Consider the following 5,959-nt stretch of genomic DNA (forward strand, 5'->3'; position numbering starts at 1 on the left):
GCGCGTAGGAGTCGGTGAGCAGCGGGAAGTCGATGCCTTCGGCGTCGACGGCGTGCAGACGGACGGCGAGGTGGTTGGTGGTGAAGCGGAAGCCGCGTATGCCGGTGGTGGCTTCTGTGCATCCGCTGGCGGTGAGTATGGCGCGGGCCCGCTCCTCGATCACTTGGTTGGTGGCGAGTTGCTGCGCTTCAAGCCGGGTCCGGTTCGCGCGGGTTTCGAAGGCGGCTTGTATGCGGATGGGGTCGGCCTTGGCTGCGCGCTGTTCCTCGGCGGGCGGGGAGGCGGGGCCGTAGAGGCGGATGATCGAGTCGAGTGTGACGATGAGGTGGTGGCCGGGCTCGACGACGCGGGCGTCGCCGGTCACGCTGTCGTGGTGCTCGCGGATGGTCCAAGTGATGTAGACCCGCGGCGTGATGGGCCGTTGTAGTGCTTCGCCGTGTCGACGGTTCGGTCCTCCCGGCGGACGGCGGCGATCACGTCCATGCCGGGACGCAGCATGTCAGCGCGGACCGGAATCGCGGTGCGGTCGGCGACGGCGGCGTACGTCTGAGCGAGGAAGGCCAAGTGCGCATCGTCGATCGGGCCTGTGAGGTCCCGCGTGGTCGGGCGGCGCTCCTGCACGTCTGGGCGCTGGCCCTCGTCGAGCGGGCGTAGCTCCACGGTGCCGCGGTTGTCTTTGTAGACGATGCGGGCGCTGGAGCGGGAAGCGGACATCTCGCGGACGCCTCCCTTGCCGTCCATCATGGCGTGGTTGATCTCGGCCAGTGCATCACGGGTGGGGATGACTTCCGTGGTGCCGTCGTTCACGGTGCGCATGTGGAGGCGCTGCGGGGCATCGGAGGCCGGGCGCGGCGGGGAAGCGCGGCGCACTCGCAGAACCATCGTGTCCTCAGGCACGGTCTGCGTGACCTTCTGGCCCTCGTTGCTGACAGCGGTGAACGTGCCACCGTCGATGGCGAGGACGGTCCAGGCGCAGCGCGTCACGAAGACGTCTCCGACCTCCAACTCGCTCACCTTGACGCGCTCCGATGTCCGAGCGAGCGGGGCGCGCTGGCAGGTAAAGACGATCTCCCCAGGGCCGTTCGCGACTCCGCGCCAGTCGACGGTGAACCGCTCGGCGTCGCCCTCCACGCGCGCACCGTAGCTGTGCTTGATTCCCACCGCGCGGCGCAGCCGCTTTCCATCCTGCGACGGGCAGCTGCGAGTGGTGCCGTCCTCGGATGCCGTGACGTCGTAGGTGACGCTTGTCATGTCGGCCTCGTAGAGGGATTCCACGAGCGCCTCGTACGGGTCGACGGCGAGGGGCGTCTGGGGCACGTAGCGGCGGTTGTCGATGCAGATGGCACCCTGCTCGTCCTGGTGGACGAGGTGGCCCCGGGAGCGACGGTTGCTGACGATCCGGCGCATGTGCTCGGCGGGGATGCCTTCACGCCTCAGCTCGCCGTCGATGTGGAGGGCGTGCGGGACGTCGATGACGTCCTTCGGCGAGGGGACGGCGTCGTACTTGTTGGCGTCGTCTCCCAGGCGTTCGACGCAGGCGGTGACCGCGGGCACGGTGGGCACTGGGCGAGACCCCTCGGCGCTCCACACGGTGGCCTCTTCGAAGCGGCCACGGGCGCCCTTGCGGTTGGACTTGGTCCAGATCATGGTCAAGGTGCCCGCAGCGGCGATGGCGCGGCCCAGCTGCTTACCGGCATAGGCGGCAGGGATGGGGATCTCGAAGCGCACCAGGTAGGTAGTGGGGTCCTCGCGCTCGGTGGTGTTCACGGTGACGGTCAGGCCGTACGCGAGCGCCAGGTTGATGATCTTGTCGGCGTCTGCGATGCCGGTGGCGGGGGTCTGGGAGGCAGATGCTGCCATGAGGGTGCTCCTTGTTTGATGGTCTTCTGGCGTGCTCTGGCCGGGCAGTTGGGCCGGACGGTCCGCCTTGCGTTGCCCGCCCGATCAGGGCGGACAGTCGCGGTTTCTGGGGTTCCTGGACCGTCCGCACGCGCGTGGTCGCGTATGGACAGGGCGCTCCCGCGTGTCGGCGGTCGGGAGGGGGGGTTGCCTGTGCTGCACGCCCGGCGGGGTGGCCGGCGGCGCGACGGTGGGTCGCGGCTGCCCGGCCGGGACGAGACACTACGAACCCGGCGGTGTGCGCGGCGGGGCCGTGAGCAGCCAATACGCACAGGCCGACAGGGACCGCAGCCGGTGGTGCTGCGAGCGTCTTCACGACGGCCCGCAGCACCGTGTCCGTGTCGGGCGGCTCGGTTAGGACAGAGCTCCGGTGATCACCGGTACGGAGACCGCCGGGTCTGAGGTCAGTTTCACGCCGGGAGCCAGTGGCTTGATCCCGTAGATCCAGCCGCGTTGGCGGGCAACGGTGGTACGTCCGCGCCACGGCAGGTCGATGACGAGGCGCTTGGCGCTGGTGTATCCCAGGGGGCCGTAGTAGTGCTCCAGTCCGGGCTCATGCCGCAGTGTCAGGACCGTGTAGCTGCCTTGCCGGAACATCTGCTCTGCATGGCGCATGAGGGCTGACCCGATTCCGTTTCGTTGGTGCTCCGCCCGCACAGCAAGGTCCTGGATGCAGCCGATTCGCTTCACGAGCTTGTTGACCATGAAGTTGTGGTTGTTGAACCAGCGGGCGGGGCCGCCGAGGATGGTGCCCACAGGGGTGCCGTCCGCGAGTTCGGCGATCAGGCAGAGGTGGAACCCGTGAGTCAGTGGCGGGGCAGGGTCGAGAGCGAGGCCGATGCGGATGCCCTCGAAGATTTCCGGAAGGTTCTCAGAGGGTTGGCGGAGGTTTATCAGGGAGACGAGTGACATGACTGCATCGGCGTCTTCAGGGCGTCCTGGGCGGATGCGAATTATGATTCCGGGTTTCGCGTTCACGGGAGGCCTTTCCTCTTCGTCGGGCGTAGGTTGGAGCGCCACCAGCCGGGCGGGCTGCTGCTCGGCGGCCTTGATGACCCGGGGAACACTAGACTGTTCACTCGACAGCGAATGCGACTCTGACCTGCAAAAGCTCTGGAGTTTACGGTGCAAGTGGCGGACAGTTGATGATGGGTTCCGCCTGGCCGGTCAGAGTTCTTTCCCGCGTAACGAGGAAATGCCCTGTCCCGGACCTGACATCCAGGACAGGGCTGATATCGGGGCCAGTCAGGGGGAGTTGGGCGCTATACGCCAGCACTGTGCCCCTACTCCGCTGAAGGGATCGTGCAACCTGTTCCTTCTTTCGCGTTCCGCAGGCGGCTCATCATCCACTGGTACGTGATGGTGATGGGCTGTCTGGTTTCTTCTCGGAATCGCTCGACAGCCTGAGTCCTTTTTCTTCCCTCTTCGTAGTGGATCTTGAAAGGGGAGCGATTCCCCACAGTGTTCGGCACACTGCGGGAGCGGTAGAGGCCAGGCGAATCCGCCCGGGTCGGCAAGCAAGGCTCGGGCCGGAATGGTCTCTACTCCCCCACCGTCATCCCGGCCATCGCTCACGATCCAGCAGCCCGCGCGATAGCAACGACCATCGCTCAACGGGCCGGTCAGTGATCAGCGGTGGCGCCCGGTCCGCCCGGCGCTACCGCACCCACAGGAAGGCAGTTGCGGCAGGGGCGGGGAAGGCGGCAACCGTGGCGGCAGGGGCGGCGAGCGACGTCATGCTGTGGGGCTTTCGAGAGGGGCCGCGCCCTGAGCAGAGGAGTGGGGCGCGACCGGGCGGGCGGAAGGGAGGATCAGATCAGGTGCGGGGCGATGGCCAGAAGGAAGTCGACGCCGACCGAGCCGACCTGCGCGCAGACCGGGGTGCCGTCATGCACGGGGCCGCGGAGCTCAGTGCGGGAGGGCAGCGCTACCCAGCCGCTCAGGTCCTGGCGGCCGCCGAACTCCACCTCGCCGTCGTTGGCCGGGTGGAGTTGGGGGAAGCGGTCCGTCAGGTACTGCGCAAAGGCGCTCCGGGCCTTCGTGCAGACGCGCTCGTCCAGTGGAGGCAGCAGAACCGGCAGCGCGCCGTACAGGCCGCTCACGGGACCGTCGTAGGTCAGGTGGAAGTTACCGGCTGCCCCGTACGCCCATACGCCCCACTCGCACTCAGCGCCGCTGTCAGCCGTCCAGGTCAGGCCGGGGCCGCCGAGGCGCTCCCTGGCCACAGGGTGCGTGCCGTGCTGGACGAGTGCGAAGCCCACCTCTGTCAGGGCAGCGCCCTTATGGCGCATGACCCACTGCCACGGCTGCTCGTTCGGGACCGCCTTGCGGGCCATGTCCTGAGCTGCGTCGGCGTCGAGCCGGGGCAGGATCCAGCGCAGGGCGCGCGCGGCGAGCGCGGCGACGGAGACGGGGTCGGTGGAGTCGACGACGGCGTCCGGAGTCACCGGGAATCGGTCGGGTCGGTCGGGTCGGTCGGGTCGGTCGGCGAACAGCTCCACGCGACCCGCGTCCTCCACGACGATCAGTGCGCGGCGGCCGTCGGTGATCCGGGACGTGGCAGCGTTGTTGCGGATGCCGTAGGGGGCGGGGCCGACCGTCCACGGCTTGCCCTGGCGGGTGGGCAGCAGGGCGGCGAGCGGGGCGGCGGCGGTGGCCTGGGGGGCGGAGGCGGTCACAGGTGCTCCTTCTTCGTTTCGGGAGGGTCCGGCGCGTGCTCTCCGGCGGGTCTTTGGGTGGTGCGGGTGGTGCGCGGCCCGGAGCCCGTGGCCTCGGGCCGCGCAGCGGTCAGCGGGTGGGTTCGTGACCGGGGGAGGCCGCGGTTCCCGGTTGATGCGGGGCTCCCATTAGGCGGCGTCGCGGAGCCAGCCGGAGACCTCGCCGGGCTCCACGCCGTAGCACTCGATGACGACGTGGGGTGTGGTGGCGATCTCTGGGCCCGATTCCGATTCCTGGGTGGTCCGCCCGCACAGCAAGCTTGGATGAGAGGACGCTACGAGCCCGGCAGGACAGGTGGTGTGCCCTGAACAACCAAAACACCTGCTCTCCAGGGCAGTCCACCATCGTGTTGGGCAGGCTGAACGGGACAGATGCAGGACGAAGGGCAGGGCGTCGGGTCCCAGCAGCGGGGGCGTCGCCACGGCAGGCCGGACGCTGCCCCGCCCCGCCCTGCCACAGGGCGAGGGCGGAGCGGGGTGCCATGGCGCGGCAGCTGTGAGTGCCTCCGGGCGGGATCGGCGGCGGCCCCCGGCGAGCGAGGGAATCAGGTTGCCGAAGAGATGGCCGCGCGCAGGAGGGCGAGCACTTGATCGGAGCCTTTGATCCAGGGGACCTCGATGGCTGGTGCCGAGATGCGCCCCTCGGAGTCCGCCCACAACGTTGCGTTGCCGCCGTCCCAGCGCAGACTGGCCACTCCCGGCCGGCTGCCGTATACGGTCCTGCAGCTGTCTCCGAGGACCGCGGCAGCCTGGTGAACGAACTGCTGGATCGCTTCCTGTTCCCGGTGCGTGCGCACCGTCAGCTCTTCCACCAGCCGCGCCCACTGGGGCACGATCGTGGAGCGGATGACCGCTGCGACGGCTGCCGGATCGCCGATGGTCCCCGACGCAGTCCCGCGGTAGTCCCCCCGGCGTGGCCAGGACAGGTCTCCCCTGGCTCGGGTCTTCACAAGGACTGGGGTGCACGAGCGCACGGGCGCCGTGGTGGATACGTCGAGCTCTATGCCGGGGCCGCACAGGACGGCGTCGGTCAAACAGTCGCAGCTCGCTGCACTCCAGCCGGGCCCCAGAAGATCAGCGAGCTGGGCAGCGTATTGGAGGGCGTAGCGGGCAACAGGCATGGAGAACTCCTCAGCAGAAGAAGGTCGGAGGTGGGAAGTAAGGGCGGTAGCTGCCGGTGCCTGAGCACCGACGCCCGGAGCAGAAGGGCGGGTGCGGTCGCGGGTAGTGCGTGTGGGGAGCCGTGGCCGGGCCTGCCAGGACAGCGCCCCGGGGCGATGAGGCCGGGGGCGGCTGCACCGTTGCTGCTGTCCAGCAACAGACCGTGTCGGGCGCCCCGGCAC

Annotated in this window: 6 protein-coding genes; all 6 read right to left on the bottom strand. The window is 69.0% G+C overall.

What is annotated here, in order from left to right; genetic code table 11:
- Positions 1-364 (bottom strand): hypothetical protein (locus tag ACFWZ5_RS44225; protein WP_384892768.1); only part of this gene is annotated, 364 nt, incomplete at its 3' end.
- A complete protein-coding gene (locus ACFWZ5_RS44230; RefSeq protein ID WP_384892771.1) occupies positions 361-1,860 on the bottom strand; it encodes a hypothetical protein in 1,500 nt (499 codons plus the stop codon). The genes ACFWZ5_RS44230 and ACFWZ5_RS44225, both read right to left, overlap by 4 nt.
- A 393-nt stretch (positions 1,861-2,253) precedes the next feature.
- On the bottom strand, positions 2,254-2,877 hold the full coding sequence (locus ACFWZ5_RS44235) for a GNAT family N-acetyltransferase (protein WP_384892774.1): 624 nt from the start codon (positions 2,875-2,877) through the stop codon (positions 2,254-2,256).
- 833 nt (positions 2,878-3,710) lie between these two features.
- A complete protein-coding gene (locus ACFWZ5_RS44240) occupies positions 3,711-4,577 on the bottom strand; it encodes a hypothetical protein (RefSeq protein WP_384892777.1) in 867 nt (288 codons plus the stop codon).
- Between the two features lie 168 nt (positions 4,578-4,745).
- A complete protein-coding gene (locus tag ACFWZ5_RS44245) occupies positions 4,746-4,874 on the bottom strand; it encodes a hypothetical protein (RefSeq protein WP_384892780.1) in 129 nt (42 codons plus the stop codon).
- Positions 4,875-5,161: 287 nt separating this feature from the next.
- Complete coding sequence (locus ACFWZ5_RS44250; protein ID WP_384892783.1) at positions 5,162-5,737, bottom strand: hypothetical protein; 576 nt, start codon at positions 5,735-5,737, stop codon at positions 5,162-5,164.
- Positions 5,738-5,959 lie beyond the last annotated feature (222 nt).

The sequence above is a fragment of the Streptomyces sp. NPDC059003 genome (genome assembly GCF_042740445.1).
Classification (GTDB): Bacteria; Actinomycetota; Actinomycetes; order Streptomycetales; family Streptomycetaceae; genus Streptomyces.

What these genes read in the sequence shown, in the direction of transcription:
- ACFWZ5_RS44230 (WP_384892771.1), bottom strand. Translation starts at nt 1,860, where the DNA reads ATGGCAGCATCTGCCTCCCAGACCCCCGCCACCGGCATCGCAGACGCC.
- ACFWZ5_RS44250 (WP_384892783.1), bottom strand. Translation starts at nt 5,737, where the DNA reads ATGCCTGTTGCCCGCTACGCCCTCCAATACGCTGCCCAGCTCGCTGAT.